Source organism: Micromonospora sp. LHW51205, assembly GCF_003315815.1.
GTDB lineage: Bacteria > Actinomycetota > Actinomycetes > Mycobacteriales > Micromonosporaceae > Micromonospora > Micromonospora chalcea.
Genome location: NZ_QMEZ01000007.1, coordinates 119,062 through 142,910, shown reverse-complemented (window position 1 = coordinate 142,910; position 23,849 = coordinate 119,062). Strand labels below are relative to the sequence as shown.

At 75.1% G+C, this 23,849-nt stretch carries 18 protein-coding genes; 9 read left to right on the top strand and 9 right to left on the bottom strand.

Annotated features, from left to right (window positions below; genetic code table 11):
- Positions 1–52 precede the first annotated feature (52 nt).
- Positions 53–2,053, bottom strand: a complete 2,001-nt coding sequence (locus tag DQE82_RS24105; protein ID WP_113974088.1) for a beta-galactosidase — start codon at positions 2,051–2,053, stop codon at positions 53–55.
- A 115-nt stretch (positions 2,054–2,168) separates the two neighbouring features.
- Here DQE82_RS24105 and DQE82_RS24100 point away from each other — a divergent pair, with 115 nt between their 5' ends.
- From DQE82_RS24100 to DQE82_RS24080, 5 genes are all read left to right on the top strand, one after another.
- Entirely contained in the window at positions 2,169–4,532 is a 2,364-nt protein-coding gene (locus DQE82_RS24100) for a TIM-barrel domain-containing protein (RefSeq protein ID WP_113974086.1), read from the top strand.
- A 48-nt stretch (positions 4,533–4,580) separates the two neighbouring features.
- Positions 4,581–5,780, top strand: a complete 1,200-nt coding sequence (locus DQE82_RS24095; RefSeq protein WP_113974084.1) for an ROK family transcriptional regulator — start codon at positions 4,581–4,583, stop codon at positions 5,778–5,780.
- Between the two features lie 241 nt (positions 5,781–6,021).
- Positions 6,022–8,430, top strand: coding sequence for a beta-glucosidase (locus DQE82_RS31390; RefSeq protein ID WP_113974083.1), 2,409 nt, complete (start codon positions 6,022–6,024; stop codon positions 8,428–8,430).
- Positions 8,427–9,446, top strand: coding sequence for a LacI family DNA-binding transcriptional regulator (locus tag DQE82_RS24085; RefSeq protein ID WP_113974081.1), 1,020 nt, complete (start codon positions 8,427–8,429; stop codon positions 9,444–9,446). Before DQE82_RS31390 ends, DQE82_RS24085 begins: the two co-directional genes overlap by 4 nt.
- The gene (locus DQE82_RS24080; protein ID WP_113974079.1) at positions 9,443–11,620 is read left to right on the top strand and encodes a glycoside hydrolase N-terminal domain-containing protein; all 2,178 of its coding nucleotides are present in this window, start codon (positions 9,443–9,445) and stop codon (positions 11,618–11,620) included. Before DQE82_RS24085 ends, DQE82_RS24080 begins: the two co-directional genes overlap by 4 nt.
- On the opposite strand, the gene DQE82_RS24075 is transcribed toward DQE82_RS24080, so the two are convergent.
- The 4 genes from DQE82_RS24075 to DQE82_RS24060 are packed head-to-tail and all read right to left on the bottom strand — an operon-like array spanning position 11,617 to position 15,066.
- Complete coding sequence (locus tag DQE82_RS24075) at positions 11,617–12,126, bottom strand: NUDIX domain-containing protein (protein WP_043324087.1); 510 nt, start codon at positions 12,124–12,126, stop codon at positions 11,617–11,619. The genes DQE82_RS24080 and DQE82_RS24075 overlap by 4 nt on opposite strands.
- A 10-nt stretch (positions 12,127–12,136) precedes the next feature.
- Positions 12,137–13,057 carry an SDR family oxidoreductase gene (locus tag DQE82_RS24070; protein ID WP_233514763.1) on the bottom strand — a complete coding sequence of 307 codons (921 nt, stop codon included), beginning with the start codon at positions 13,055–13,057 and terminating at the stop codon, positions 12,137–12,139.
- On the bottom strand, positions 13,054–14,361 hold the full coding sequence (locus DQE82_RS24065) for an NAD(P)/FAD-dependent oxidoreductase (RefSeq protein WP_113974077.1): 1,308 nt from the start codon (positions 14,359–14,361) through the stop codon (positions 13,054–13,056). The genes DQE82_RS24070 and DQE82_RS24065 overlap by 4 nt, the downstream gene beginning before the upstream one ends.
- Positions 14,362–14,415: 54 nt before the next feature.
- The gene (locus tag DQE82_RS24060; protein WP_233514762.1) at positions 14,416–15,066 is read right to left on the bottom strand and encodes a TetR/AcrR family transcriptional regulator; all 651 of its coding nucleotides are present in this window, start codon (positions 15,064–15,066) and stop codon (positions 14,416–14,418) included.
- 73 nt (positions 15,067–15,139) lie between these two features.
- On the opposite strand from DQE82_RS24060, the gene DQE82_RS24055 reads away from it, so the two are divergent.
- Genes DQE82_RS24055 through DQE82_RS24045 form a run of 3 tightly spaced genes read left to right on the top strand, consistent with a single transcriptional unit; the run spans position 15,140 to position 18,380 of the window.
- Entirely contained in the window at positions 15,140–16,492 is a 1,353-nt protein-coding gene (locus DQE82_RS24055) for an MFS transporter (protein ID WP_064445991.1), read from the top strand.
- 12 nt (positions 16,493–16,504) lie between these two features.
- Positions 16,505–17,731 carry a hypothetical protein gene (locus DQE82_RS24050; protein WP_064445992.1) on the top strand — a complete coding sequence of 409 codons (1,227 nt, stop codon included), beginning with the start codon at positions 16,505–16,507 and terminating at the stop codon, positions 17,729–17,731.
- A gap of 58 nt (positions 17,732–17,789) precedes the next feature.
- Entirely contained in the window at positions 17,790–18,380 is a 591-nt protein-coding gene (locus DQE82_RS24045; protein ID WP_043324102.1) for a pyridoxamine 5'-phosphate oxidase family protein, read from the top strand.
- Positions 18,381–18,386: 6 nt separating this feature from the next.
- Here the strand turns inward: DQE82_RS24045 and DQE82_RS24040 are convergent, their stop codons facing one another.
- Positions 18,387–19,868 (bottom strand): peptide MFS transporter, encoded by a 1,482-nt coding sequence (locus tag DQE82_RS24040; protein ID WP_043330143.1) that lies wholly within the window; start codon positions 19,866–19,868, stop codon positions 18,387–18,389.
- Between the two features lie 224 nt (positions 19,869–20,092).
- On the opposite strand from DQE82_RS24040, the gene DQE82_RS24035 reads away from it, so the two are divergent.
- Complete coding sequence (locus DQE82_RS24035) at positions 20,093–20,434, top strand: RNA polymerase-binding protein RbpA (protein WP_007070998.1); 342 nt, start codon at positions 20,093–20,095, stop codon at positions 20,432–20,434.
- Positions 20,435–20,761: 327 nt separating this feature from the next.
- On the opposite strand, the gene DQE82_RS24030 is transcribed toward DQE82_RS24035, so the two are convergent.
- From DQE82_RS24030 to lnt, 3 genes are read right to left on the bottom strand one after another with little or no spacing between them, the layout of a single operon-like run.
- Positions 20,762–21,301, bottom strand: a complete 540-nt coding sequence (locus tag DQE82_RS24030) for an FxsA family protein (protein ID WP_043324104.1) — start codon at positions 21,299–21,301, stop codon at positions 20,762–20,764.
- 53 nt (positions 21,302–21,354) lie between these two features.
- Positions 21,355–22,146 carry a polyprenol monophosphomannose synthase gene (locus tag DQE82_RS24025; RefSeq protein WP_043324106.1) on the bottom strand — a complete coding sequence of 264 codons (792 nt, stop codon included), beginning with the start codon at positions 22,144–22,146 and terminating at the stop codon, positions 21,355–21,357.
- A 26-nt stretch (positions 22,147–22,172) separates the two neighbouring features.
- Entirely contained in the window at positions 22,173–23,762 is a 1,590-nt protein-coding gene (gene lnt / locus DQE82_RS24020; RefSeq protein WP_113974075.1) for an apolipoprotein N-acyltransferase, read from the bottom strand.
- Positions 23,763–23,849: the final 87 nt, after the last annotated feature.

Here is a 23,849-nt window from a genome sequence, read left to right as displayed (position 1 = left end):
GGGGTACGCGCACCCAAGCCGTCCGTCACGAACGCATGCCGCCGGGGCGACGTCACGACGGCTCCTCGCGCACGACCGCAACACCACCCGGCGGCACCGTCAACGAGCCGTCGGCCGTCGCGCCGGTCAGCAGGTCGAGCCCGGTGACCGGCACCCGCTGCGGCCGGTCGGTGTGGTTGAGCAGGTAGAGCAGGCCGTCGTGGCGGCGTACCGCCTCGACACCCTCGGGCGCTCCGGGACAGGTCGGGGTCACACCGGCGAGCCCTGCTGCCTCGGTGAGCAACCGCCGATAGGTGTCGTCGTCGGGGCGGGTGGAGACGTACCAGGCGTACGCGTCACCGATCCGGTGCCGGGTGATCGCGGGACGGCCGTCAAGCACTCCCCCGGCGTACGCGCTGATCGTCTCCGCGCCGGCCGGGTGCACCGTCTCGGACCAGATCCGGCCGGTCCCGCCGCCGGTCAGCGGCACGTGTTCGTCGTCGGCGAGCGGGTGGAACTCCTCCACCCGTACGCCGAGCAGGTCCCGGTACGCGCCCGGGTAGCCGCCGAGGCGTATCCGGGCGTGCTCGTCGGCGACACCGCTGAGCCAGGTCACCAGCAGGTGCCCGCCGGCGTGGACGTGCCGGCGTACCCAGTCGACTGTGGCGTCCGAGGCCAGGTAGAGGGCCGGGAGAACGAGCAGCCGGCAACCGTCGAGCGGGGCGCCGGGCGGCACCACGTCGGCGGTGACGCCCGCGTGCCACAGCGCCCGGTGCGCGGCAGCCGCCTCGCCGGGGTGGTCGAGTCCGGCGCGGGGCATCCCCGGGTGCCGCAGCGCCCAGCCGCTCGCCGCGTCGTACGCGATGGCCACGCCCGCCTCGACGCGGCCCGGCGCGGTCCCGGCGAGCCGGCCCAGCGCGGCGCCCAGGTCGGTGGCCTCGCGGAACACGCGGGTGTCCGCGCCGGCGTGCGACACCACCGCGGAGTGGAAGCGTTCCGCGCCGCCGGCTGGGGCGCGCCACTGGAAGAACATCACCCCGGCGGAGCCGCGTGCGACGTGGGCGAGGCTGTGCCGGGTCATCCGGCCGGGTTCCTTGGTGTGCATCCGCCCGGCGGTGTGGATCTGGTTGGGCGCGCTCTCGGCCAGCAGCCACGGCGCCGGCCGCCCGGCGCCGTGGCGGGCCCAGCCGCGGGCCACGTCGGCGGCGAACGCGGTCTGCTCCTGCGCGCCCGCGCCGACCGCGGACGGGTAGTGGTCGATCGCGACCACGTCCACCTCGCGCGCCCAGCGGGCGTGGTCCACCGGCACCCAGTCGCCGAGCACGTAGTTGGTGGTGACCGGCACCGCCGGGTTCGCCGCCCGCAGCAGGTCACGCTGCTCGGTGTACGCGGACAGTAGCGTGTCGGACCAGAATCGGCGGAAGTCGAGCAGATGGCCGGGGTTCGCGAGATATTGCGTGGCGCGGGGCGTGCCGACCTGCGCCCAGTCGGAGTAGTGCTGGCTCCAGAAGCTGGTCACCCAGGCGTCGTTCAGCGCGTCGAGGTCGCCGTACCGGCCGGTGAGCCAGCGGCGGAACGCCGCCTCGGTGTGCGGGCAGTGGCAGGTGGTGCCGTACTCGTTGTGCACGTGCCACAGCGCGAGCGCCGGGTGGTGCGCGTACCGGGCGGCCAGCACCTCGGCGATGCTGCGGGCGGCGTCGCGGTACGCGGGCGCGGCGGCGCAGTAGGTGTCGCGGCTGCCGTGGGTCAGGCGGACGCCGTCGGCGGTGACCGGCAGCGCGTCCGGGTGGCGCAGCGAGAACCACGGCGGCGGTGACGCGGTGGGGGTGGCCAGGGCGGCCCGGATGCCGTTCGCGTGCAGCAGGTCCAGGACGCGGTCGAGCCAGTCGAGCGTGTGGCGGCCGGGTTCGGGTTCCAGCCGGGACCAGGCGAACACGCCGACGGTGGCCAGGTTGACCCCGGCGGCGCGCATCAGGGCGACGTCCTCGCGCCACACCTCCGGCGGCCACTGTTCCGGGTTCCAGTCGCCGCCGTAGCAGAGCCGCCCGTCGCTCCACGGCACTTTAGTTGTCATCCCGGCCAAAATAGGAACAGGTGAGACGGAAAGTCAATGGCGTCGATCATTGACAGTTAGTTGGGCTTCCAAAGAAACTGGCGGGACCGCCCGTGGACGCCGCGAGGAGACGCCCATGCCGTACCGCCCGCCGCTGGTCCCGTACGAGACCTTCGTGGCCGACCCGCCCGACCTGCCGGTCCGCGCCCCCGGCGAGGAAGGCGCCGACGACGTGCTGCGGGCCGAGGTCGCCGCGACCGACGCGCACGGGGTCACGCTCACCGCGACCTGCGCGTCCGGCCGCACGCTGGTCACGCGCGTCGAGGCCGCCGGGGACGGGATCATCCGGGTACGCCTCGCCGACGACCCCTCGGTACGCAGCCGGTCCGCACCGGCGCTGACACTGGTCCACCCGCAACCCCACCCGGCCACCGTGACCGTCGCCGACGGGCAGGTCCGGGTGGCGGCCGGTGGCATGGTCGCCGAGCTGAGCCTGGACCCGTGGGGACTGCGGTTCCACACTCCGGACGGACGACTGCTGCTGGCCTCCGACGCCGGCACCCGCGACATCAGCGGCCGCCGCCGCACGCTGCCGCTGGGCCGCTCCACAGTCGACGGGGAGCCGGTGGCCTGGCACGAGAGCTTCGTCGCGCCGGGCGACGAGCGGTTCGTCGGCTTCGGCGAGAAGTTCACCCCACTGGACAAGCGCGGCCAGCGGCCACTGATGTGGAACTTCGACGCCTTCGGCGGCGAGTCCGACCGGTCGCACAAGAACATGCCGTTCTACCTGTCCGACCGCGGCTACGGCGTACTCGTCGACAGCGGGCTGCCGGTGCAGTTCGACATGTGCGCCAGCACGCACAGCAGCGTGCAGATCCTCGTCCCGGACGACCTGCTCGACTACTACGTGCTCGCCGGACCCACCCCGGCGCAGGTGCTCGACCGGCTCGACACGCTGACCGGCCGGCCGTACCTGCCGCCGCGATGGGCGTTCGGCGCGTGGATCTCCTCCGGCTTCTTCCCGGACAGCCAGCAGCGCGTACTGGAACGGGCCCGGCGCATCCGCGCGGACGACATCCCCTGCGACGTGCTGCACCTGGACTGCTACTGGCAGGTCGCCGGACACTGGTCGGACCTGCGCTGGGACACCGACGCCTTCCCCGACCCGGACGGCATGCTCAAGGACCTCACCGAGCAGGGCTTCCGGGTGTGCCTGTGGATGAACCCGTACCTGATGACCGGCAGCCCGCTCTACGCCGAGGCCGAGGCCGCCGGCTACTTCCTGCGCCGCCCGGACGGAAGCACGTACGTCGCCGACACGTGGCACGGCAGCTACCCGGTCTGCGCGATCGTGGACCTCACCAACCCGGCCGCGGTGAGCTGGTTCCAGGACCTGCTGCGCCCGCTGCTCGCCCAGGGCGTCGCCGTGTTCAAGACCGACTTCGCCGAGGGCGTGCCCGCCGACGCCGTCGCCCACAACGGCATGACCGGCGTCGAGCTGCACAACGTGTACGCGCTGCTGTTCAACGACGCGGTCGCCGACGTCACCGAGGAGGTGGCCGGGCACCGCACCGTGTGGGCGCGCTCGTCGTACCTGGGCGGGCAGCGGCACAGCGCCCAGTGGAGCGGCGACGTCAACGCCACCTGGCCCGGCATGGCCAGCACGCTGCGCGGCGGTCTGTCCCACGGGCTGTCCGGGGTGCCGTTCTGGAGCCACGACACCGGCGGCTTCCACGGCACCCCCGAACCGGACCTGTACGTGCGCTGGACCCAGTTCGGCGCGCTCTCACCACTGGTACGGCTGCACGGCACCACCAGCCGGCTGCCGTGGGAGTTCCCGCCCGAGGCGCAACGGCACGCGGTGGACGCGCTGCGGCTGCGCTACCGGCTGCTGCCGTACCTCTGGTCGGCGGCAGTGGACAGCGCCCGCACCGGCAGCCCGATGATGCGCGCGTTGCTCGTCGACACCCCGGAGGACCCGGCCGCCTGGACCGCCGACCTCCAGTACCGCCTCGGCCCGGACCTGCTGGTGGCGCCGGTGCTCGACAGGTCCGGCGAGCGCACCGTCTACCTGCCGACCGGCGACGACTGGCTGGACGCGTACACCGGGCAGCGGCACACCGGCGGACGGCACCTGCGGGTGAGCGTGCCGCTGGACCGCCTGCCGCTGTACGTGCGGCACGGCGCCCTGATTCCCACTGTGGCGCCCGCGACGACCGTCGGAACCGGCCCGTTCCGGGACGTCACGGTGGTGGCCTGGGGCGGCGTGGACGGCGTGAGCGTGGTGCGCGACCCCGACGGCGACACCACGGTCACCGCCGTGCGCGACGGCGACACGCTGCGGGTACGCGTCGACGGGCCGCTGGACGTACGGCGGGTGAGCGTGGTCGGCACGGACCCGCCGCGCCGGGTGGTGCTCGACGGCGAGCCGGTCCCGGTGACGCCGTTCGCGCCGTGGTTCCCCGGCCGGGCCCACCCGGCCGGGATCGCGCCTATTTAGTTTAAGCTTTAGCCGAACCCAGGGCCGGGCGCAGGAGGCGGGCAGTACGTGATCAGCATCGACCGGCCGACGGCCGACCTCGGCGACGTGCGGGTGACGAACCGGGCCGCGGTGCTCCGGCACGTCCGCCGCCACGCCCCCTGCTCCCGGGCCGACGTCGCCGCGCACACCGGGCTGAACAAGGCCACCGTCTCCAGCCTGGTCGCCGAGCTGATCGAACACGGGCTGCTGCGCGAGACCGGGCTGACCGAGAACCGGGTGGGCCGCCCCGCCACCATGCTCGTCCTCGACGGCGCCCGCTACGTCGGGCTCGGGCTGCGCGTCGGCGCGGACGAGCTGGTCGCGGTGGCCGCCGGACTGGGCGGCGACCCGGTGCTCACGTGGCGGCGCGCGTTCCCCGCCGCCACCGCCGGCCCCGAGGAGACGGTGAAGGCGCTCGCCGCGCTGACCCGCCGCGCCGTCACCCGCGTCACCGGCGCCGAGCGCACCGTGCTCGGCCTCACCGTGGCCGTGCCCGGGCTGGTCGACGCCGACGGCGACGTGCCGGCCGCCCCGGCGCTCGGCTGGCGTGGCGTACCGCTCGCCGCCGCGTTGCGCCGCGCGCTGCGTGATCCGGGTTTCCCCCTCACCGTCGACAGCGAGGCCAACCTCGCCGTCCTGGCCGAGCAGCGGCACGGCCCGTACGCCGGCACGGCCGACCTGGTGCACCTCACCGGCGGGCCGGTGATCGGCGCGGGCCTGATCAGCGGCGGGCGGCTGCTGCGCGGCAGCAGGGGCTTCGCCGGCGACATCGGACACCTGCCACTGGCCGCCGACGGCCCGCCCTGCGCGTGCGGGCGGCGCGGCTGCCTCACCGCGCTGCTCGGCGTGGACGCGGTGATCGGCCGGCTGCTGCCGGACGCCGGCCCGGTCACCGACCACCTGCCGGAGATCGAACGGATCCAGGCGCTCGCCCGCGCCGGGGACGAGCCGGTACGCACCGGGCTCACCGAGATCGGCCGGCTGCTCGGCCAGGCGGCGTCGGTGCTGGCCGGGCTGCTCGACCCGGAGGTGGTGGTGGTCGGCGGGCACCTGGCGGCGCTCGCGCCGTGGCTGCTGCCGGCCGCCCACGCCGAACTCGCCGCCCGTACACCGGTCCCGCCCGGCGTACGGCTGGAGGCCAGCACGCTCGGGTCCGCGGCCGGCGCGCTGGGCGGGGCCACCGCGGCGCTGGCCACAGTGGAGGCGGGACGCCTGCCCGCCGGGTGACCCCTTGACCGCACCGGCCGGAAGGTGTCAACCTCGGTAGCGCCGCGTTCCGGGACCGGGCAACCTGCGAAAGCGGCGTGTTTTTCGGCGGTTGTCGAAGCGCTTCACCACCGCTCCGGGCCGACCCTGCCGACACCGACCACCACCCTTTTTCGCGTACGCGCCGCCCCGTCACCGGCACGGTCGTCGAAGCGCTTCGACGGCTGGGCGACGGCCCGTACGCCGACCGGAGGCGCCCACCATGACCGACCCCGTCCCCCACCGTCTCGACGACCTGCTGGCCCGGCTCACGCTGCCGGAGAAGCTCGGCCTGCTGCACCAGTGGCAGGCGCCGGTGCCCCGGCTCGGACTGCGCGCGTTCCGCACCGGCACCGAGGCGCTGCACGGCGTCGCGTGGCTCGGCACCGCCACCGTCTTCCCGCAGGCGATCGGCCTGGCCGCGAGCTGGAACCCGGACCTGATCCGGGCGGTCGGGGCCGCCGTCGGCGACGAGGTACGGGTCAAGCACCGCGCCGACCCGGTCCGCGTCGGCCTCAACGTGTGGGCGCCGGTGGTCAACCCGCTGCGCGACCCCCGGTGGGGACGCAACGAGGAGGGCTGGTCCGAGGACCCGTGGCTGACCGGCAAGCTCGCCACCGCGTACGCGCTGGGGCTGCGCGGCGACCACCCGATCCGGCTGCGCACAGCGCCGACGCTCAAGCACTTCCTCGGCTACAACAACGAGACCGACCGGGCCACCACGTCCAGCGACCTGCCACCCCGGGTGCTGCACGAATACGAGCTGCCGGCGTTCCGCGCCCCGCTGGCAGCGGGCGCGGCGGTCGCGGTGATGGCGTCGTACAACCTGGTCGACGGCGTACCGGCGCACCTGAGCCCGCTCATCGAGAGCGAGCTGCGCGGCTACGCCGACGACGACATCATGGTCGTCGGCGACGCCGGGGCGGTCGGCAACATCGCCGGAGTGCAGGAGTACCTGCCCGACCACGTGGCCGGGTTCGCCGCCGCGCTGCGCGCCGGGATCGACAGCTTCACCGAGGACGACGAGGACAGCGCCCCCACGGTGGAACGCCTCACCGAGGCGTTGGCCCGCGGTCTCATCGAGCCCTCCCACGTGGACCGGGCGGTACGGCGGATCCTGTCCGTCCGGTCGCGCCTGGGCGACCTGGACCCGGACCCCCACGACAACGTGCCGCCCCACACGCTCGACAGCCTCGCCCACCGGGAACTCGCCCGCGAGGCCGCCCGCCAGTCGGTCGTGCTGCTGCGCAACGACGGCCTGCTGCCGCTGCGCCCCGGCACCCGCGTCGCGGTGCTCGGACCGCTCGCCGACACCGTGCTCACCGACTGGTACAGCGGCACCCCGCCGTACACGATCAGCGCCTACGCGGGGCTGCTCGGACGGCTGCCGGAGGTGACCACCCACCCCGGCACGGACCGGGTCACGCTGCACGTCGGCGACCGGGCGGTACGCCTCGACGGCGACGGCCCGCTGGCGCTCGGCGACACCGCGGCCGAGTTCGAGGTGGTCGACTGGGGACAGGACGTGGTGGCGCTGCGCGCCGTGGACACCGGCCGGTACGTCGGCGCCGACGACGCCGGGGCCCTGGTGGCCGACCGCGAGGGACCGGGCGGCTGGGTGGTACGCGAGACGTTCCGCCTCGACCACCGGCCCGACGGCACGGCGCTGCTGCGTCACCTCGCCACCGGACGGCACGTCGGCGTCGCACCTGACGGGCGGCTGAGCGTCGCCACCGGCGACCCGGCCGCGTTCACCGTGACGCTGCGCGCCGACGGGGCCGCCGACGCCGCCGCGCTCGCCGCCGCCGCCGACGTGGCGGTGGTGGTGCTCGGCAACCACCCGATGGTCAACGGCCGGGAGACCGAGGACCGGGCCGACCTGACGCTGCCCACCGGCCAGGAGGAGCTGCTGCGCGCGGTGCACGCCGCGAACCCGCGTACCGTGCTGGCGCTGACCAGCAGCTACCCGTACGCGGTGGGCTGGGCGCAGGCGCACCTGCCGGCGGTGCTGTGGAGCGCCCACGGTGGACAGGAGCACGGCAACGGGCTCGCCGACGTGCTGCTCGGCGCCGCCGACCCGGGCGGGCGGCTCACCCAGACCTGGTACGCCGACACGGCCGAACTGCCCGACCTGCTCGACTACGACGTCATCGGCGCGGACAGCACCTACCTCTACCACCGGGGTGAGCCGCTGTACCCGTTCGGGCACGGGCTCAGCTACGCCGAGTTCGACTACGCTGACCTACGGTTGAGCACCGCCACGGCACGTGCCGGCGAGGAGGTGGAGGTGAGCGTCGAGGTCACCAACACGGGCCGCCGCCCGGGCACCGAAGTGGTGCAGCTCTACACCCGGCAGCGGCGCTCGCGGGTCAAGCAGCCGCTGCGGCAGCTGCGCGACTTCGCCCGCGTCACGCTCGATCCGGGCTGCGCCGCCCGGGTGACGATGCGCCTGCGTACCGCCGATCTGGCCTGGTGGGACGAGACCCGCGCGGCGATGGTGGTGGAGGACACCGTCCACTCGGTGCTGGTGGGCCGGTCCGCTCGCGACATCCGGCTCGTCGGCGCGCTCGCCGTGACCGGAGACGCCACGACGGTCGCCCCGGCCGACCGCAGCTGTGGAGCCGCCCGGTGAGCGGGCGCGTCCCCGGCGAGCAGGTCACCATCGCCGACGTGGCCCGGCACGCCGGAGTGGCCGCCAGCACCGTCTCGTACGTGCTCAGCGGCAAACGCACCATCTCGGCCACCACCCGGGGACGGGTCCTCGACAGCGTCCGCGCGCTGGGCTACCACCCGCACGCCGGGGCGCGCGCCCTGGCCAGTCGCCGCGCCAACGTGATCGCGCTGGTGCTGCCGCTGCGTACCGGCATGCAGGTGCCGGTGGTGATGCGGTTCGCCACCGCAGTGGTCACCACCGCCCGCCGCTACGACCACGACGTGCTGCTGGTCACCGCCGACGAGGGCCCGGCCGGGCTGCACCGCATCGCCGGCAGCGCGCTCGTCGACGGCGTGCTGCTGATGGACGTCGAGCTGGAGGACTCCCGGGTGCCGCTGCTGCGGGAGCTGGCGCTGCCGGGTGTCCTGATCGGGCACCCCGCCGACAGCACCGGGCTGGCCTGCGTGGACCTCGACTTCCGGCGCGCCGGGGAGCTGTGCGTGGAACACCTGGCCGCCGCCGGGCACCGGCGGATCGCGCTGCTCGGCGCGCCCGCCGCGGTCTACGACCGGGGCACCGGGTTCGCCCACCGCACCCGCGCCGGGGTACGCGCCGCCGCCGGGCGGCTCGGCGTCGACGCGGTGACCCGGCCCTGCGAGGAGGGACCGGCTGCGGTACGCCGCGACCTGGAGGCGCTGCTCGCCGACCACCCGGACGTCACCGGCCTGGTGGTGCAGAACGAGTCGGCGGTCGGGCCGGTGCTGGCCACGCTGCCGCTGCTCGGCCGCCGGGTGCCGCGCGACGTGTCGGTGGTCGCGATCTGCCCCGACGAGCTGGCCGAGCAGTCCGGGCTCACCTGCGTACCGGTGCCCGCCGAGGAGGTCGGCCGGCAGGCGGTGGCGTTGCTGATGCGGCGACTGAGCGGCGAGGGAGTGCCGGAGGTGACGTTGCTGGAACCGCACCTCACCGTGCGGGACACCAGCGCCCGCCGGTGACCGTGCACCGCGTCCACGACACCGCGCCGGCCGCCGACTGGACCGACGCGTTCCTCACCGGCAACGGCGAGCTGGGACTCATGGTCCACGGGCAGCCGTACGCGGAGCGGATCGTGGTGAACCACCACCGGCTCGTCCTGCCGAACGGCGCCCGGGACGCCCGCGCGCCCGAGCTGGCCGCGCTGATGCCGGACATCCGCGCGCTGGTGCTCGCCGGGCGCCGTGCCGAGGCCGCCCGGCTGCTCACCGGCGGCCGGGAGCTGGAGTGGACCCAGTCGTTCCACCCCGGGTACGCGCTCACCGTCGACGCGCCGCCGGGACCGGTACGCGGCTACCGGCGCGACACCGACTTCACCACCGGGGAGGTGGAGGTGCAGTGGTCGGGCGGGCGGCGGCGTTGCTTCGTCTCCCGCGCCGACGGCGTGGCGGTGCTCCACCTCGACCAGGGCGACTGCGTGGTCGGTGTGACCGGTGAGCTGCCCGGCCGGCCCGCCGACGTGGTGTACGAGCAGGCCGCGTACCGCCGCGACGGGCTGGTGTACCTGCGGGTACGCGCCCGCTACCCGCACGCCGGCGGCGCGTACGGGTTCGAGGGGTTGACGCTGCTGCGCGGCGACGTGAGCGTCGACGGCGACCGGGTGCGGGTACGCGGACCGGCCCTGCTCACCACGCTCGTCGACCGGCCCGACGCGCCGCCGTGGCGTACCCGGGACTCGGAGGGGCGGCTCGCCGCGCTGGCCGGGGACTACGCCGCGCTGCTGGCCCGGCACGCGCCGCGCCATCGCGGCCCGTACACCCGGGTCGGCCTGGACCTCGGCGTGTCCGCCGCCGACCGGGCGCTGCCGGTGGGTGAGCTGCTGGCCCGGCAGGCCGCCGCGCCGCACCGGCTGGACCCGGCGCTGCTGGAGCGGCTGTTCCACTCCGGCCGGTACCTGCTGTTCAGCGCCAGCGGGGTGCTGCCGCCCCGGCTGACCGGGCTGTGGCTGGGCTCGTGGGACGCGGCGTGGGCCGGTGACTTCACCACCGACGCGAATCTGAACCTCCAGCTCGCCGGGGCGAACGTGGGCGCGCTGCCGGAGGTGACAGCGGCGCACGCCCGGCTGGTCGCCGCGCAGGTGGCCGACTGGCGCGCCAACGCGCGGGCCGTGTACGGCGCGCGCGGGCTGCTGGCGCCCAGCCGCACCGACGGTGAGCACGGGCACCTGTTCCACGTCCACCCGGACTGGCCGTTCACCGCGTGGCTGGCCGGCGCGGACTGGCTGCTGCACCCGCTGCACGAGCATCATCTGGTCACCGGTGAGCCGCTGGGCGAGGTGGCCGGGTGGCTGGCCGAGGTGGCGGACTTCTTCGCCGACGTGCTCACCGATGTGGACGGGCAGCCGGCGCTGGTGCCGTCGTACTCGCCGGAGACCGGCCCGTACGACGACACCGGCCGGACCGCGCCGGTCGCGGTCAACGCCACCATGGACGTCGCCGCGGCCCGGCACGCGCTGCGGCTGGCCGCCGAGGTGACCGGCACCGACCGGTGGGCCGGGGTACGGCCGCCCGGCTACCTGGTGGACGGGCGCGGCGCGCTCGCCGAGTGGGCGTGGACCGGCAGCACCGGCGACGAGAACCACAGGCACATCAGTCACCTGTATCCGGTGTGGCCGCTCGACGAGATCAACCCGGACGACACCCCGGAACTGGCCGCCGCCGCGCACCGGGCGCTGACGCTGCGCGGCGACGAGGACGGTTCCGCGCACGGCAGCCTGCACCGGGCGCTGGCGGCGGCGCGGCTGCGCGACGGCGACCTGGTCGCGGCGAACCTGGGCAAGATCCTCGGCACGGACATGTTCTTCCGGTCGCTGATGAGCGCGCACAACCCGGGCCGGAGGACGTACAACGCCGACGCCGCGCACACGCTGCCGGCGGTGCTGATCGAGTCGCTGGTGCAGTCGCGCCCGGGAACGCTGCGGCTGCTGCCCGCGCCGCTACCCGATCTGCCCGCCGGGACGCTGCGCGGCGTCACCTGCCGGGGCCGGGTCACCGTCGAGGAGCTGAGCTGGGCGCCGGGCCGGGTGCGGGCGCGGCTGGTGTCGCCGGTGGCGCAGCGCGTGGTGGTGCACGCGCCCGGGGACCGCCGTGCGGTGGATCTGGTTCCGGGCCGGCCGTGCGAGGTGGTGTTCGGCTAGAGGTTGTCGGGCTGGTGCAGCGCCGGGTGGCTCTCGCCCGGCGCGGCGTACCAGGGCGGGGCGTCGTCGGTGAGCGCGGTGCCGATCCGCAGCCGCGCCCAGTCGTCCAGTTCGGGCAGCGCGTCCGGGGCGAACCAGGCCACCGCCAGCGACTCGTCACCGTCGGCCGTCGGCGCGCCGCCGATCGCCCGGCAGCGGAACCAGACGTTCAGGTATTCGCAGGCATCACCGTTGGGGTAGACCACCGGGTGGGTGGCGACACCTGCCAGCCGGTCGATCGCCACCTCGACGCCGGTCTCCTCGTGGACCTCGCGCACCAGCGCGTCGGCTGGTTGCTCGCCCGGGTCGACGGTGCCGGCCGGGATCGACCAGCGGCCGTTGTCGCCCCGGCGGGCCAGCAGCACCCGTCCCGCGTCGTCGGTGACCACGCCGCTGACGCCGTACAGCATGAGCAGGTCGTGGCCGATGTGGCGGCGCAGCCGGGCGATGTAGGGCGAGACGGCCATGGCGAGCAGGCTACCGGCGGTCCTGCCGGTGCCGCCGGACCATGCCCTCGGCCAGCGCCGCACCGTCCAGGTCACCGGCGGCCAGCCTTCCGGCGACGGTACGGCGCACGATCCGGTCCGCGAGGGCCGGGGCGTGCCGGGCCAGCGCCAGTTCGATCCGGCCGCGCCGGGTGGTGGCCACGTCCCGTGGCGCGCGGCGGGCGGTCGCGGCGCGCAGGATCGCCGCCACCACTCCCTCCACGGGTTCCGGGCGGGACACTCCGCTCAGCGACAGCCCGGCCGCCACCGTGCTGTCGTGGATCGGGGAGGCGACCATGCTCGGGTAGACCACGCTGACGCCGACGTGGGTGCCTACTTCGTGGCGCAGCGCGTCGGCGTATGCGACGAGCGCCCGCTTGCTGACCCCGTAGGCGGCTGCGAGGGGCAGCGGCAGCACGGCCATCCGGCTGGCCACGAAGATCACCCGTCCGCGGACGGCCTCCAGGGCCGGCATCGCGGCGGCGGTGGTACGCCAGGCGGCGAGCAGGTTCACCTCGATCTGGCGGCGTACCACCTCGTCCGGCGGCAGCTCGGCGGGCGCGGGCCCGCCCACACCGGCGTTGTTGATGAGCAGGTCCAGTCCGCCGAGCCGGTCGATCGCGGCGGCCACGGCCGGTGGCGTCGCGGCCGGGTCGGTCAGGTCGACGCCGAGCACCGCAGGGGTGGCATCGGGGTCGGCGTGCAGGTCCAGCCCGACCACGTGCGCGCCGGCGGCGGTGAGCGCCGCGCCCAGGTGCTGCCCGAATGTGCCACGCGCGCCGGTGACCAGCACGCGTCGTCCGGCCAGGGCGCTGCGGCCCGGCGTGCCGGATCCGGCGGCCGAGCCTCGGCCTGCCGCGCCGGATCCGGTCCGCTGCGCGTCCTCGGCCGGGGGCCGTCCCGGGGCGTTCATCGTGCCGCTCCGGCGCGGCGCCGGCCGGCGGCCAGTTCGCGGCCCAGTTCGGCCAGGTAGACGTCGAAGTCGACGCGCATGTGCGGGCGGCGTTGCCCCCACCGGGCGGTGGCGGCGCGCAGCTCGTCGCGGCAGGCGGCGGCCTGCCGGGCCGCGTCCGGTGGCGTCCAGGTGCCGGCCAGGCGCGCGGCGACCAGCCGGGCCTGCGCCTCGACCAGGGGGAACGCGGCGCCGGTGGACTGCATCAGCCCGACGAACGCCAGCCCGGGGGCGTCCAGGTGGAACACGTGCCGGTACAGCGGCAGCCGGTCCGCGCCGTCGCCGAGCAGCGCCGGGTCGAGGAACGGCATCTCGACCCGGTAGCCGGTGCACCAGACGACCAGGTCGACCTCGTCGTGGCGGCCGTCGGTGAACTCGACCCGGTCGCCGTCGAAGCGGGCGATGCCGGGCCGGGCCTGGATGTCGCCGTGGGTGAGGCGGGACAGCAGCGCGTCGGACAGCGTCGGGTGGTCCTGGAGGAAGCCGTGCGCCGGTGCGGGCAGCCCGTACCGGGTGGGTGGCCCCACCGCTGTGGTGATCATGGTCTGGCTGATCCGCTGCCGCAGCCGCCACGGCAGCCGGCGGGCCAGCGCGCCGTTGAGCGTGTCCGACGGGCGGCCGAGCAGGTACTTCGGCACCACCCAGACGCCGCGGCGCAGCGACAGCAGCGTGCGCGCGGCGGCGTACGAGGCGTCGACGGCGATGTCCATGGCGGAGTTGCCGCCACCGACGACGAGGACCCGGCGCCCGGCGAGCTGTTCCGGGCCGCGGTAGTCGTGGCTGTGCATCTGCTCGGCGGCGCACTCGCCCGGGTACGGCTCGGGCCGCTTCGGCACCCGGTTGTGTCCGTTGGCGACCACCACCGCCTCGACGTCGACAGCGACCGGGCCGTCCGGGCCGGTGGCGCGTACCCGCCAGCCGTCGCCGGTGCGGGTGACCCGCTCGACGGTGTGGCGCAGCCGTACTGCCTCGCGCAGCCCGAACCGGTCTGCGTAGTCGCCGAGGTAGCCGGCGACGCGGGTGTGGTCGGGGTAGTCGGGCCAGTCGGCGGGCATCGGGTGGTCGGCGAACTCGGTGCGCCCCTTGCTGGTGTTCAGGTGCAGCGTGCGGTACGCGGGCGAGCCGGGTGCGCCGTACACCCAGAGGCCGCCGAGCGTGTCGGCCGCCTCGAACGCGACGGCCGGGACGCCGGCGTCGGCGAGCGCCTTGAGCGTGGCCAGCCCGGCGGCTCCGGCGCCGACGACGGCCACCCTTGGTACGGCCATGCCCGCCTCCTTAATCCAACGACTGATGGATAATCCCCGGAGCGCGGGCCGGCGTCAAGGCCGGGTGCCGCCGTACAGCGCGTCGAGGAAGCGGTGCACGAACGCCCGGAACTCCCGCCGCTCGCGCGCGCCCGAGCCGGTGCCCGCCGCCAGGGCCACCACGTGCCCGTGCACCGTCCAGACCAGGGAACGCACCGTCACGTGCGGCGTCGGCTCGGTCAGCGCGCCCGCCTCGGCCGCCGCGACGAGCAGCTCCTCGACCAGCCCGTACAGCGGCGCGGCGTAGCGGCGGTCCAGCTCGCCGTGCCGCTGCGGCTCCAGCCAGCGGCGCAGCCACAACGCGGTGGTCTCCGGCCGGTCCTCCAGGAAGTCGACGAACACGTCCAGCAGGTCGTGCAGCGCGCGCAGCGCGTCGTGCGGCCCGGCGGGCAGGGCCGCCCGGGCGCGCTCCCCGGCTGCCTCGATGACCTCCCGCTCGGCGCTGAACACCCGGGCGAAGCAGGCGTCGTAGAGCTGCGCCTTGGTGCCGGTGTGGTGCACCACGGTGGCGGCGTCCACCCCGGCCGCGGCGGCGACGTCGCGGACGCTGACCGCGTCGAAGCCCCGCTCGGCGAACAATGCGGTGGCGGCGGCGAGCACCAGGTCACGGGTCGGGCGCTGGTCGTCGCGGCGTGGCCGACCGGGCCGGCGGCGAGGCATGGTCATCCGGCCATTGTTCCCCCTACAATCCAGCAACCGTTGGATTGGGGGCGGCGTGCCCCGAGGACAGGAGGCCGCGATGACCGGGCTGGATCAGCGCTCCGACGCGCTCACCCTGCCACGCGGCCCGCTCGCCGGGTTCGCCACCGGCTCACTCGGCATGGGCGTCTGGGTGACAGTGCCCGGGCTGCTGCTGCTCTACTTCCTGACCGACGTGCTGGCGGTCGCCCCGTGGCTGGCCGGGCTCACCCTGCTGCTGCCGAAGATCGCCGACGTGCTGCTGCACCCGTGGATCGGGCACCTCTGCGACGTCGAGCAGGCCCGCCGGGGTCACCGCCGACGGCTGCTGCTGGCCGGGTGCGCGCTGCCGCTGGCGTTCGCCGCGCTGTTCGCCGTGCCCGGCGGCCTCACCGGCGCCGCCGCGGCCGGCTGGGTGGCGGTGTTCTTCGTCGCCGGCAACCTGCTGTTCGCCGCGTACCAGGTGCCCTACCTGGCCACCCCTGCCGATCTGCGGATCGGCTACCACGAGCGGACCCGGCTGATGGCGTTCCGGATGGTGGTGCTGACGCTCGGCATCCTGGTCTCCGGGCTGCTCGCGCCGCTGCTGGCCGGCGGCGACGACGCCACCCGCGACGGTTACCTGCTGATGGGCGTGGTGCTGGCGGCCGGGATGCTCGCCGCGATGCTGGTCGGCGTCGCCGGGATCGGCCGGTTGCGCCGTACCGCCGCCGACACGGCCCCGCCGCACGGTCCGGGCGGGTGGCGGGCGCTGGCCGCGAGCCTGCGGGACCGGCAGTTCCGCTGGCTGGTCGGCGCATACCTGGCCATGTCCACCACCACCCACCTCGTGCTGGCCGGCGTGCCCTACTACGCCGAGTACGAGCTGGGCCGCCCCGGACTCACCACAGTGCTCGTGGCCGCGTTCGTCGCGCCCGCGCTGCTGGTGACCCCGGTCTGGCTGGCGGTGGCGCGGCGGATCGGCAAGCAACGCGCCCTGCTCGCCGCGCAGGCCGCGTTCGCCGCCGGGTCGCTGGTGCTGGCGATCGGCCGTCCCGCCGGACTGCCGGTGCTGGTGGCCGCCGTGGCGGTGCTCGGGGTGGCGTTCGCCGGCATGCAGTTGCTGCCGTTCTCGATGCTGCCCGACGTGATCCGCGCGGGCGGCGGCGCCGAGCGGGCCGGCACGTACACCGGGGTGTGGACCGCCACCGAGGCCACCGGCGCGGCGCTCGGCCCGTACGCGTACGCGCTGTGCCTGACCGCCGGCGGGTTCGTGGCCTCGACCGCCGGGCAGACCGTGACCCAGTCCCCGGCCGCGCTGGACGCGCTGCGCTACGGCTTCGGGCTGCTGCCCGCCGCCGTGATGGTGGTAGCGGTGCTGTTGCAGCGCCGCTACACCCTCGACGGCGCGGCCCGCGCCGACGCCGCCGGATAGACTTCGCCCCCGATGGACGCCGAGCCCGCCACCGACACCCGACCCTGCGCCCACTGCGGACGCGACGTGCCGCAGCGCGTCGGCGCGGGCCGCCCGTTCCGCTACTGCCGGGACAACGACGGCGCCTGCCAGCGGGCCGCGCGCAACTCGCGGATGCGTCACCGCAACTCCCCCGGCCTGCCCGGGCAGGTGGCGCGCACCTGGGAGGCGGTGGACCGGCTCGACCAGATCGTCGAGACCCTCACCGAGGCGCTGCACGCCGAGCTGTCCCCGGCGGGTGTGGAACGCCAGCTCGCCGAGCTGCGCGCGGAGACGTCCGCGCAGGTGGCGGCCGCGCACGCCGAACGCGACGAGGCCCGCCGCGAGACCGAGGACGCGACCGCGGCAGCGGCCCGCGAACGGCAGCAGGCCCGCGCCGCGTACGCCGAACGCGACGCCGCCGCCGACCGGGCCGAGCGGGCAGAGGCGGCGGCCGCGACGGCCGCCGAGCGGGTCGCCGCCGCCGAGGACGCCCGCGACGCGGCCCGTGCCGAGGCGGGCGCGGCGCAGGCGCTGCGGGTGCAGGCCGAACGCGACCGCGACGCCGCCCGGCACGACCTGCGCACGGTACGCGCCGAACGCGACGCCGAACGCCGCCGCGTCGCTGAGCTGACCACCGAACGGGACACCGCCCGCGCCGACGCCGAGCGGGCCACCCGGTCCGCCGCCGAGGCCCTGGACCGGGCCGAACAGTCCCGCGCCGACGCCGACCGGGCGCGCGCCGACGCGCAGGCCGCGCAAGGGCGGGCCACCGAGGCCGAGCGCGCGGCGCGGACCGACGCCGAACGCGCCGACGCCGAGGCCACCGCCGCGCGGGCGGCGCGCGCCGAGCGGGACCGGGCCGACGCGGTACGTGCCGACGCCGAGGCGGCGCTGGAGCGGGCCCGCGCCGAGGCGAGCGCGGCGATCGAGGCGGTCCGCGCCGAGGCTGCCGCTGCCGTCGAGCGGTTCCGGGCCGATGTGGCCGCCGCGGTGGAGCAGGCCGCGGCCCGTACCGCCGAGCGGGACGCGCTCGCCGCGGAGCTGGCCGACGTGCGGCGTGCCGCGAGCGCCGCCGAGGCGCGGGCGGCCGACCTGGCCGCGCGCACGGCCGTGATCGAGGCGGACCGGGACGCCGCGCAGCGGCGCGCCGGGCAGCTCGCCGACCAGGTCAGTGACCTGGCGACGGCGCTGGCGCGGCTCGGCACCCGCACCGGCTGACCGCCACGGGCTGGGAAGGGGGCAGCGCCGGACCCGTGCCGGCGGCGAGGATCGGGGCATGGGAAAGACATACGAGCGCATCGACGGCCGGCTGCGGGACTTCATCGAGGCGCAGCCGATGTTCTTCGTCGCCACCGCCCCGCTGTCCGGTGACGGCACCGTCAACCTGTCCCCGAAAGGGCTGCGCGGCTGCTTCGCGGTGCTCGACGAGCACACGGTGGCGTATCTGGACTTCGCCGGCAGCAACGCCGAGACCATCGCCCACCTGCGGGAGAACGGCCGGATCACGCTGATGTGGTGCGCGTTCGCCGGCCCGCCGAACATCGTGCGGGTGCACGGGCGCGGCGAGCCGGTGTTCCGCGACGACCCGCGCTGGCCCGGCCTGCTGCGGCACTTCCCCGACATCGACCCCGGCCCGCACGGCCTGCGGGCGATCATCGTGGCGCACGCCGAGCTGATCCGCGACACCTGCGGCTACGCGGTGCCGTTCATGACCTACGACGCCGACCGCGACCTGCACGAACGCCGGTTCGCCCGGGAGGACGACACGTCGCTGAGCGCGTACTTCGCCGGCAAGGACCACGTCGCCACCAGCATCGACGGGCTGCCCGGCCTGCCGCTGCCACTGCCGCCCACTCCGTCGGTGTGAGCCAGGTCAGTGGATGCCGGCCATCAGGGTCCGGATCTGGCGGGTGAACATCACCGCGGCCAGGCCCAGCACCACCGAGGCCAGCCCGAAGGTCAGGAAGTACACCGGCTGCGACCAGGCGCCGGCCAGCCGGGCCACCTGGCCGCCGATCGCGTCGCCGACGGCGGTGGCGAGGAACCACAGGCCCAGCATCTGACTGGCGTACTTGACCGGGGCCAGTTTGGTGGTGGCGGACAGGCCGACCGGGCTCAGCGACAGCTCGCCGGCCACCTGGATCGCGTACACCGCGACCAGCCACAGCGGTGAGACCAGGTCGCCGCCGACGGCGGCCCGCGCGGCGGCGGCCATCAGCACGAACGACAGACCGTTGAGCACCAGGCCGACCGCGAACTTCGTGGGCGTGGACACCCGGTGCCCGAGCTTGAGCCACAGCGCGGCGGCCAGCGGCGCGCCGATGATGATCAGGATCGGGTTCACCGACTGCAGCCACGACGCCGGGAAGGTGAACCCGCCCACCGAGCGGTCGGTCTGGTCGGCGGCGAAGATGTTCAGCACCGATCCGGCCTGGTCGTAGATGAGCCAGAAGGAGGCGGCGAACACGAACAGCCACACGTACGCCTTCATGCGGCTGCGTTCGGTGCCGCTGATCTCCCGGTCGGTGAGGATCCGCGCGAAGTAGCCGACCGTCACCAGCACCGTCACCACGGTGAGCAGGTTGACCACGGTGTCGACGGTGAACCAGCCGGCCAGCAGCAGCACCAGCAGCACCGCGAGCAGAATCCCTGTGGCCACGCCGATGCGGGTCAGCGCGCGTCGCCGGTCCGCGCCGAGCAGTGGGTCCGCCGGGCGGGCGCCGGCGTCGCCGAGGTTGCGCCGGCCCAGCACGTACTGGAGTACGCCGAAGGTCATGCCGACCGCTGCCGCGCCGAACCCCAGATGCCAGTTGATCTTCTCGCCGAGGAAGCCGGTGATCAGCGGCGCGATGAACGCGCCCAGGTTGATGCCCATGTAGAAGATCGAGAACCCGGCGTCGCGGCGCGGCGAGTCCCGCTCGTACAGGTCACCGACCATGGTGGAGATGTTCGGTTTGAGCAGGCCGGTGCCGAGCACGATCAGCGCCATGCCGGCGAACACGCTCCACCCGGTCGGGATCGCCATCACGTAGTGGCCGGCGGCGATCACCACGCCGCCCCACAGCACACTGCGTCGCGCGCCGATCAGCCGGTCCGCCACCCAGCCACCGGGCAGGGCCATCAGGTAGACCATGGCGTTGTAGGTGCCGTACACGGCGTTGGCGCTGGACTCACCGATGTCGAGTCCGCCGTCGGCGACCGCGGCGGTCAGGTACAGCACCAGGATCGCCCGCATGCCGTAGAAGCTGAACCGCTCCCACATCTCGGTGAGGAAGAGCGTGGACAGCGCACGGGGATGACCGAAGAAGGTCTTGCCCGCGGGTGGCCGGGCCCCGACCGGCGCGTCACTGCTCATCGTCACCTCCGGCACGCAAACAGGTGGGTAACATCCCCATTGACAGGCGAAACACTCCACCGATTCGGCCCGGCCGGGGACGACCCCGCCGGGCAGCTGTCATGGCCGGTTACCCTTGGTTCTTCCGACCCGCGTACGGCCCTGCCGACGTGGGTGGGGAATGGGCGAACGGTGACCGGCCGTTACACCTGAAGACCAGCACCACGGACGAGGGGAAGTCGATCATGGGCGAGCGCATGCTGCGCGGTAGCCGGCTGGGCGCGGTCAGCTACGAATCCGACCGCAACACGGAGCTCGCGCCGCGCCAGACCCGCGAGTACCTCTGCGCCAAGGGCCACCAGTTCGAGGTGCCGTTCGCCGTCGACGCCGAGGTCCCGACGACCTGGGAGTGCAAGTTCGACGGCAGCGTCGCCCGCCTGGTCGACGGCACCGAGCCGGAGCAGAAGAAGGCCAAGCCGCCGCGTACCCACTGGGACATGCTGCTGGAGCGGCGCTCGATCGCCGAGCTGGAGGACATCCTCGCCGAGCGGCTCCAGGAGGTCCGGACCCGTCGCGGTCGCGCCTGAGCATCTCCCGCATGACCGAAAACGCCCCCGGGTCACCCGGGGGCGTTTCCGTTGCCCGGGCGGGGCGCGGTCGCCACTTCGGGGAGGTGGCGGTATCGCAGGTGCCTTGATACCGCCACCTCCCCGAAGTGGCGTCGATCATGGGGCGGGTGGGGAGACCGTGGGCGGCCGATCCGCCGCATGCGGGCAAACCGGGGTGCCGGGTCTGTGGACGGGCCGCCAGTTCGGGGTGGTGGCGAGGTCGGGCGCGGTCTGATGCCACCACCTCGGCGAAGTGGAGTCGATCAAGGCCGATGGCGTGGCACCGCGTGGGCGCAGCGCAGCGCGTCAGCGGTCTACGATCTCGCCCTCAATGGCCTTGCCCGGGTCGGTGACCGGCTGGGGCGTCGGCGCGGGACCCGGCGACGGTGACGGTGTGGGCTGCGGGGTCGGCTGCGGCGCGCCCCGGTACACCCGTACCCGCCGTGGCCCGAACAGGTCACCGGCGACCATCGACGACACCCGCCGCTCGGTGGCCCGGCGCACCCCGCCACCGGCCAGCCGGCGCATCGGCGGCAGCAGCAACAGCAGGCCCACCACGCCGCTGACCAGGCCCGGCATCGCCAGCAGCAGCGCACCCAGCAGCCCGACCAGCCCGTCGGTCACCTCGGGGCCCGGTGGACGGCCGGCCTGCGCCGCCGCGCGGAATCCGCGCCACGCCCGCATGCCCTCGCGGCGCAGCAGCACCAGCCCCAGCAGGGACGCGCCGAACACCAGCAGCACCGCCGCGCCGAACCCGACAGCCCGGCCGACCAGCACGAAAACGGTCAGCTCCAGCAGCGCCAACAGCAGCAGGGCCGGGGGTACGTACTTCAGTCCTCGGCGCATCTCACCTCATCCGCCCGGGGTCATCACGCCCCTCAAGCATGACACGCCTCGGCTCAAGGCCAGCGGGCGAGCGCGTCCGGGCGGGCGGACGCGGTCGCCAAACGGTCCCGCACTCCCCACCGGGTGACCCGCCACAGCGCCTCGACCACGATCAGCGGGCTCATCTTGCTGTCGCCGTGTTCCCGCTCGGCGAACGTGATCGGCACCTCCACGATGCGTACCCCGGCTCGGTGCGCCAGCCGGGACAGCTCGACCTGGAAGGCGTACCCCTGGGAGCGCACCGAGTCCAGGTCGATGGCGTCCAGCGCGCTGCGCCGGTACACCCGGTAGCCGCCGGTGGCGTCGCTGACCGGCATGCCCAGCGCGAGCCGCGCGTACAGGTTGCCGACCCGCGACAGCAGCAGCCGCTGCCACGGCCAGTTCAGCACCCGCGCGCCGCGCGTCCACCGGGAGCCGATCACCACGTCGGCGTCGCGGGCGGCGTCCAGCAGCGCCGGCAGGTCCTCCGGCGCGTGCGAGCCGTCGGCGTCCATCTCCACCACGGCGTCGTAGCCGCGTGCGCGGGCCCAGGCGAAACCGGCCAGGTAGGCCGCGCCGAGCCCTTCCTTGCCTTCGCGGTGCAGCACGTGCACCCGCGGGTCGTCCCCGGAGAGCCGGTTCGCGATCGCGCCGGTGCCGTCGGGGCTGTTGTCGTCGGCGACGAGCACGTCCACCCCCGGCGCCGCCGCGCGTACCCGGGCGACGATCCGTTCGACGTTGTCGGCCTCGTTGTAGGTGGGGATGACCACCAGGACCCGCCCCACCCCGGGGTGGCCGGCCGTCCGCCTGTCGGCTGTCACCGCCACCGTCGCACCGCCTCCCGCTCGTCGGCTCAGCCGGGAGCGACCTCCCGGCGCCGGCGCAGCACGGCCGCGCCGGCCAGGGCCGCGACCGCCAGCGCCGTGAGCGCCACCTCCGGCCACACCCCGGCCGTGGTCGCCGGGGTACGCCCGTTGCCGAGTTCCATCTGCCGCACCACCACCGCGGCGGTGTTGAACCCGGTCACACCGTCTACCCGCCCGTCGGGGGTAACGAACCCGGACACCCCGACCGTGGAGGCCATCAACGCGGCCCGGCCGTGCTCCACCGCCCGCAACCGCACCATGGCCAGCTGCTGGCGGGCCTCGGCCACGTCGAACGTGGCGTTGTTCGTCTGCACCACCAGCAGCTGCGCGCCGCCGGTCACGGTGTCCCGGACGATCCCGTCGTAGGCGACCTCGAAGCAGATCACGTCGCCGAGGACCGCCGCGCCCGCGTCGACCACGCCGGGCCGGTCACCGGGGACGAAGTCGGAGCTGACCCGGTCGACCTGCGAGCTGACCATGCGGGCGACGGATCGCAGCGGCACGTACTCGGCGAACGGCACCGGATGCCGCTTGACGTACGTCTGGTCCAGGTCGACGCCCGTGCCGGGCCGCCACAGCAGCCCCACGTTGCGCACCTGCCCCGCCTCCGGGCCGGCGAGCACCGCGCCGACCAGGATCGGCGCGCCGATCGCGTCGGCGGCCTGCCCGATCCGTTCCCCCGCGGCCGGGTTGCGCAGCGGGTCGATGTCGCTGGAGTTCTCCGGCCACACCACCAGGTCGGGGCGGGGCTGCCCGCCCTCGGTGACCCGTTCGGCCAGTTCCAGCGTGGCGTCGACGTGGTTGTTGAGCACCGCCTGCCGCTGCGCGTTGAAGTCCAGCCCGAGGCGCGGCACGTTGCCCTGCACGATCGCGACGGTGACGGTGCCGTCCGCGCCGCGTACCTCGGCGGGCACGGCCGGGCCGGCGGCGAGCAGCGCGACCAGCCCGGCGGTGAGCCCGGCCACCGGCCGCCACTGCCCGGGCGCGCGACGCCAGTCCCGCCACGCCACCGCGACGAGGATCCCACCGGCGACCGCTACCGCGAACGTGACCAGCGGCGCGCCGCCGAGCGCGGCCAGCCGCAGCATCGGCGACGTGTCCTGGCTGAACGCCAGCCGCCCCCACGGGAACCCGCCGAACGGGGTCCGGTCACGCAGCGCCTCCTGCCCCACCCACAACACGCCGGTGAGCAGCGGCCATGCCGCCCGGTGCCGGTCGGCCAGCGGCGACACCCAGGCGGTGGCGGCGCCCAGCAGCGCCAGGTAGGCGGCCTGCAGCAGCGACAGCAGCGCCCACGGCAGGTAGCCGGTGTGCAGGTTCGTCCACTCCAGCAGCGGCGCGAACAGAGCCACCCCGGTGAGGAAACCCAGCCCGGCGCCGGCCCGCAACCGCCGCCGGTGCGCGGCGGCCGCCAGCAACGCCACCCCGACCGGGGCGAGCGGCCACATCCCGTACGGCGGGAACGCCAGCAGCAGCGCCACCCCGGCCAGTACGGCGGCCGGCACGGCCAGCGTCAGCGGCAGGGGACGCGCCCCGTCGGCGACGGTGCGCGACTGCTCCTGCTCCAGCGTCGTCACCGGCTTCTCCCCACGATCACGGGCCGAAGGCTACCCGCCCGTACCGGCCGTCGGCCCGCGCCCCTGCGCCACCGATCGGGCAACTGC

Excerpts from the sequence above, each read along its gene's own strand:
- DQE82_RS24030 (WP_043324104.1), bottom strand. The coding sequence starts at position 21,301 with ATGCGCCGAGGACTGAAGTACGTACCCCCGGCCCTGCTGCTGTTGGCG.
- DQE82_RS24075 (WP_043324087.1), bottom strand. The coding sequence starts at position 12,126 with ATGGCCGTCTCGCCCTACATCGCCCGGCTGCGCCGCCACATCGGCCAC.
- DQE82_RS24055 (WP_064445991.1), top strand. The coding sequence starts at position 15,140 with ATGACCGGGCTGGATCAGCGCTCCGACGCGCTCACCCTGCCACGCGGC.
- DQE82_RS24065 (WP_113974077.1), bottom strand. The coding sequence starts at position 14,361 with ATGGCCGTACCAAGGGTGGCCGTCGTCGGCGCCGGAGCCGCCGGGCTG.
- DQE82_RS24045 (WP_043324102.1), top strand. The coding sequence starts at position 17,790 with ATGGGAAAGACATACGAGCGCATCGACGGCCGGCTGCGGGACTTCATC.
- DQE82_RS24070 (WP_233514763.1), bottom strand. The coding sequence starts at position 13,057 with ATGAACGCCCCGGGACGGCCCCCGGCCGAGGACGCGCAGCGGACCGGA.
- DQE82_RS31390 (WP_113974083.1), top strand. The coding sequence starts at position 6,022 with ATGACCGACCCCGTCCCCCACCGTCTCGACGACCTGCTGGCCCGGCTC.
- DQE82_RS24050 (WP_064445992.1), top strand. The coding sequence starts at position 16,505 with ATGGACGCCGAGCCCGCCACCGACACCCGACCCTGCGCCCACTGCGGA.
- DQE82_RS24100 (WP_113974086.1), top strand. The coding sequence starts at position 2,169 with ATGCCGTACCGCCCGCCGCTGGTCCCGTACGAGACCTTCGTGGCCGAC.
- DQE82_RS24035 (WP_007070998.1), top strand. The coding sequence starts at position 20,093 with ATGGGCGAGCGCATGCTGCGCGGTAGCCGGCTGGGCGCGGTCAGCTAC.
- DQE82_RS24060 (WP_233514762.1), bottom strand. The coding sequence starts at position 15,066 with ATGACCATGCCTCGCCGCCGGCCCGGTCGGCCACGCCGCGACGACCAG.
- DQE82_RS24105 (WP_113974088.1), bottom strand. The coding sequence starts at position 2,053 with ATGACAACTAAAGTGCCGTGGAGCGACGGGCGGCTCTGCTACGGCGGC.
- DQE82_RS24040 (WP_043330143.1), bottom strand. The coding sequence starts at position 19,868 with ATGAGCAGTGACGCGCCGGTCGGGGCCCGGCCACCCGCGGGCAAGACC.